Genomic DNA, 4,394 nt, shown 5'->3' with positions numbered 1-4,394 from the left:
CCAAACAAAAGCAGACGAAAAATGAGGGAGATTGTTTTCAGCGCGATCTATCAGTTTGACTTCAATGAAGATATGGAGACTTCGTCTGAATATCTCGAGAGAGAGCTCAGTTTCTTCTCAATGGAAACCGAGATGAAGCTTAGGACAAGGAAGTATTTTGATGGCATTTTGAGGTATCGTGATGAGATAGATAGTGTTATTAGAAAACACCTCACGAACTGGACTTTTGAGAGACTTGCCTCGACCGATAGGAACGTCCTCAGACTCGGAGCATACGAGATAATTTATGAACCTGACATTCCAATTGAAGTAACTCTTAATGAAGCGATAGACATCGCAAAGAAGTATGGTTCAGAGCAAGGAGGTAAGTTCGTAAATGGCGTTCTCGACAGAATTGCTCGAGAGTGCGCATCAACGGAGAAAAAGAATCTATAAGGAGGTCGTACATGCTGACTGATCTGGACATAGCACAGAAGGCGGAGCTTAGGAAGATTGATGAGATCGCTTCATCTTTATCGATCCCTGAAAAGTATCTTAGAAGCTATGGAAAATATGTTGCGAAGATATCCCACCAGTATCTTAAGGAGCTGCAGGATAGACCAGACGGAAAACTCGTTCTGGTTACCGCCATAAGTCCAACAAGTGCAGGTGAAGGGAAGACCACCACCTCCGTTGGTCTCGCTATGGCCCTCAACAGAATCGGCAAAAGGGCCTTCGTGACTCTTAGGGAACCCTCTGTTGGGCCAATTATGGGAATCAAGGGAGGAGCGGCTGGTGGTGGCTATTCTCAAGTGCTCCCGATGGAAGAGATAAATCTTCATTTCACTGGCGATTTTCACGCCATCTCACTCGCTCACAATCTTCTTTCTGCAGTTATCGATGCGCATATTAACTTCAAGAATGAACTGGGAATCGATCCTACCCAGATATACTGGCCAAGAACCATGGACATGAATGACAGAGCCTTGAGACAAATCATCGTGGGCCTGGGCGGGTCTGCAAACGGTTATCCCAGAGAGGACAGTTTCGTAATAACTGCGGCATCTGAGATAATGGCAATTATCTGTCTGTCCAAAGACCTTGTCGACCTCAAGGAACGACTGTCCAGAATTGTTGTTGGAAGAAGTTACGACGGAGAATTCGTAACGGTAAAAGACCTGAGTGTTCAAGGAGCTATGGCAACTTTGTTGAAAGATGTTCTAGATCCAAATCTAGTTCAGACACTTGAAGGCACGCCTGCCTTTGTTCACGGAGGACCATTTGCCAACATCGCGCACGGCACGAACTCATTGACTGCAACAAAGATGGCTCTTAAACTCTCCGACTACGTTGTTACTGAGGCTGGTTTTGGAGCCGATCTAGGTGCGCAGAAATTCCTTGACTTTGTTTCTCCTGTAGGCGGTTTCAAGCCGAGCGCGGTAGTACTCGTGGCGTCTATAAGGGCACTTAAACTTAATGGTGGAGCGCCTAAGAAGTATATCGAGGAAGAGGATGTCAAGGCTCTTGAACTCGGATTCGATAACTTGAAAGTTCATTATGAAAACCTTCGCAAGTATGGTATCCCTGTGGTTGTTGCTCTCAATGAATTCCCGCAAGATACTCGGAATGAGAGAGATAAGTTCGACAGTCTCTGCGTTATGAATTCTATTCCTTACGAGCTGTCAAGGGTTTGGGCAGAAGGTGGAGCCGGTGGAATCGAGCTTGCAAATAAGCTCATAGAACTAGTAGAAGACTCAAACGATTACGAACCCCTACTATCAGCGGATCTCTCCTTTGAAGAAAAACTGGAAAAACTCGCAAAAGAGATATATAGAGCAGGAAAAGTCGAGCTCGAACCGGCTGCGAAGAGCAAACTGAGCCTTTTTAAGAAGCAGGGAGTAGATCGCCTTCCGATAATCGTTGCAAAGACCCAGTACTCAATCTCGGATGACGAAAAGAAACTTGGAGCTCCCGAGGGTTACACATTCAAGGTACGGGATCTGAACCTTTCTGCCGGAGCGGGATTTATAGTTGTAGTTGCCGGTAAGATAATGTTGATGCCCGGTCTTGGTAAAGACCCTAATGCAAAGCATATTGATGTCGATGCGAACGGAAAGATAAGCGGGCTCTTTTGAGGTGTTGACTTATGATACTTGACGGAAAGATAGTTGCTGAAAGCATCTATTCAGAAATTAGGGAAGCTCTAAAGAGCAGAGAGAAAGGGCTACCCTCCCTTGTTTTGTTCTGCGATGAACCGGATTCATCCAACAGAACTTACATGAAATCGATAAACAGACAGGGAGATAAGCTCGGTATAGATGTCATAGTAAGAAATAGCGGCAGCAGTCCTGTCAAAGAAATCTTACAAATAAATGAAGACAAAACCGTCGCGGGGATCATGGTTATGCACCCATTGAAGAATGCTGATGAAAAGGCCGTGCTAGCTGCTCTAAGTCCCGAAAAGGATCTGGAAGGGAGAACTGTATCGAACCTCGGGGGAATTATCAACGATGAGGAGTTCTTTGCCCCTCCCACAGCTGAAGCAGTAATGGAAATTCTCAACTACTACGGAATCGAGATTAGGGGTCGGGACATTACTATTGTGGGAAGATCTAACACAGTGGGAAAGCCGTTGGCCCTTCTATTCCTGAAAAAAGGAGTGGACGGAACCGTAACCGTCTGCCATTCAAGAAGCAGAGACATATCCGAGAAGACTTTCAACGCGGACATAGTAGTCAGTGCAGTTGGCATAGCCGGTTTCGTTAAACGAGAGATGGTAAGGCCAGGTGGAGTTGTAGTAGATGTGGGAATCAACTTCGTAGATGGCAGACTAGTAGGCGATGTGGATTTCGACGAGGTAAGCCAGATTGCCGCTGCGATAACCCCCGTACCCGGAGGGGTGGGTAGTGTTACGACTGCTCTTCTCTTCAAACACTATATGAAGTCTCTTGAAAGAATGGAGTCATAACAAATGAATGAACAGCCACTCTACAGAAGACTTAAGGAATACTCCTATACACAGCTGGAAGTGTTCGCAAGTGAAGTGAGAGAAACGATTACAAGAGTTGTATCGTCGAATACCGGTCATCTAGCCTCTAATCTGGGCACGGTGGAACTGACGATAGCACTTTATCGCGTGTTCGACCCAGATGAGGACATCATAATTTGGGATACCGGGCATCAGGCATACACTCACAAGCTACTTACCGGTCGTTATGGGTGCTTCGAATCTCTAAGAAAGAAAGGCGGGATCAGTGGCTTTCTGAGTAGAAACGAGAGTCCTTACGATTTTTTTGGTGCGGGCCATGTGGGCACATCACTACCAGCAGCCTTAGGTATGGAGCAAGCCGAGAACATCTTCCAAAATTCAAAGAACATAATAGTTGTAGCCGGAGACGGAGCACTGACTTCTGGAATGGCACTCGAAGCACTTAATCAGATGAAAGACATCGGATCGAAGATAAAAGTGATTGTCAACGATAATGGAATGAGCATTGGAAAGAATGTTGGAAGTCTCTCCACTTCTCTGGCAGAGCTGAGACTCAATCCAGTTTACAGAGAGATGAAAGGCGATCTGAAAAACGCACTGGAAGCAATGAAGCTCGGCAGTCTCGAGCAATTTCTTTCGAAGATCAAGAGTGGCTTGAAAGCTCTATTCTCGGAGGCAACTTATTCGAGGATATGGGACTGAACTACGTTGGTCCAGTGAAGGGACATGACTTTCAAGAAATGGAAGCTGTCTTCTCTGCAGTTAAGAATCTTAAGGAACCCTTCTTAGTACACGTCGTTACGAAGAAGGGTAAGGGTCTTGAGTATGCCGAAAGTAATCCTACAAGGTTTCACAGTGTGAGTAGAATAGATCCGGAGAATGGAGAAAAGATCTCGCAATATGGAGAAGTGACATACAGCGAGGTTTTTGGAAAGGTCCTAACCGATCTGGCAAAAAAGGATCCCTCGATAACGGCTATCACTGCAGCGATGCCCGACGGGACAGGACTTACCGAATTCTCAGAAAAACACCCGGCAAGGTTTTTCGATCTTGGAATAACCGAACAGCTGTGTACTACTTTTGCAGGTGGAATGGCTGCGGCAGGTGTAAAACCCGTCTTCGCTGTCTACTCGACTTTTCTACAGAGAGCTCTTGACCAGCTAATTCATGACGTAGCTCTTCAAGATCTCCCCGTCTTATTTGCTATTGATCGGGCGGGCATAGTCGGTCAGGACGGTGCGACTCACAACGGGATCTTCGACATTTCTTTTCTTTCGATGATTCCGAATATGCGTGTTCTTGCTCCCGCTTCACTGAAAGAGCTCGCCAACATGCTATTCACCATATTTGACCAGAATTGGTTGACTCACCCGACTGCCATCAGGTACCCCAGGGAAACAGAACTCGCAGACATTGATGAGATAAC

At 46.0% G+C, this 4,394-nt stretch carries 3 protein-coding genes and 2 pseudogenes; all 5 read left to right on the top strand.

Annotated elements, in window-relative coordinates; genetic code table 11:
• On the top strand, positions 1-435 hold a 435-nt coding region (gene nusB / locus BG32_RS09770; protein WP_220660325.1), incomplete at its 5' end, for a transcription antitermination factor NusB.
• A gap of 11 nt (positions 436-446) precedes the next feature.
• The gene (locus tag BG32_RS09765) at positions 447-2,114 is read left to right on the top strand and encodes a formate--tetrahydrofolate ligase (protein ID WP_039882885.1); all 1,668 of its coding nucleotides are present in this window, start codon (positions 447-449) and stop codon (positions 2,112-2,114) included.
• An 11-nt stretch (positions 2,115-2,125) separates the two neighbouring features.
• Positions 2,126-2,947 carry a bifunctional 5,10-methylenetetrahydrofolate dehydrogenase/5,10-methenyltetrahydrofolate cyclohydrolase gene (locus tag BG32_RS09760; RefSeq protein WP_006492586.1) on the top strand — a complete coding sequence of 274 codons (822 nt, stop codon included), beginning with the start codon at positions 2,126-2,128 and terminating at the stop codon, positions 2,945-2,947.
• A gap of 3 nt (positions 2,948-2,950) precedes the next feature.
• A pseudogene (locus BG32_RS16585) lies at positions 2,951-3,711 on the top strand (1-deoxy-D-xylulose-5-phosphate synthase N-terminal domain-containing protein); the annotation flags it as partial.
• Positions 3,709-4,394: pseudogene (locus BG32_RS16580) on the top strand (1-deoxy-D-xylulose-5-phosphate synthase); the annotation flags it as partial. The pseudogenes BG32_RS16585 and BG32_RS16580, both read left to right, overlap by 3 nt.

It is taken from the genome of Mesotoga sp. HF07.pep.5.2.highcov (genome assembly GCF_003666285.1).
GTDB classification, from domain to species: Bacteria; Thermotogota; Thermotogae; order Petrotogales; family Kosmotogaceae; genus Mesotoga; species Mesotoga prima.
Note: the sequence above shows the minus strand (reverse complement) of the source record. Positions and strands in the feature narration are given on the sequence as shown.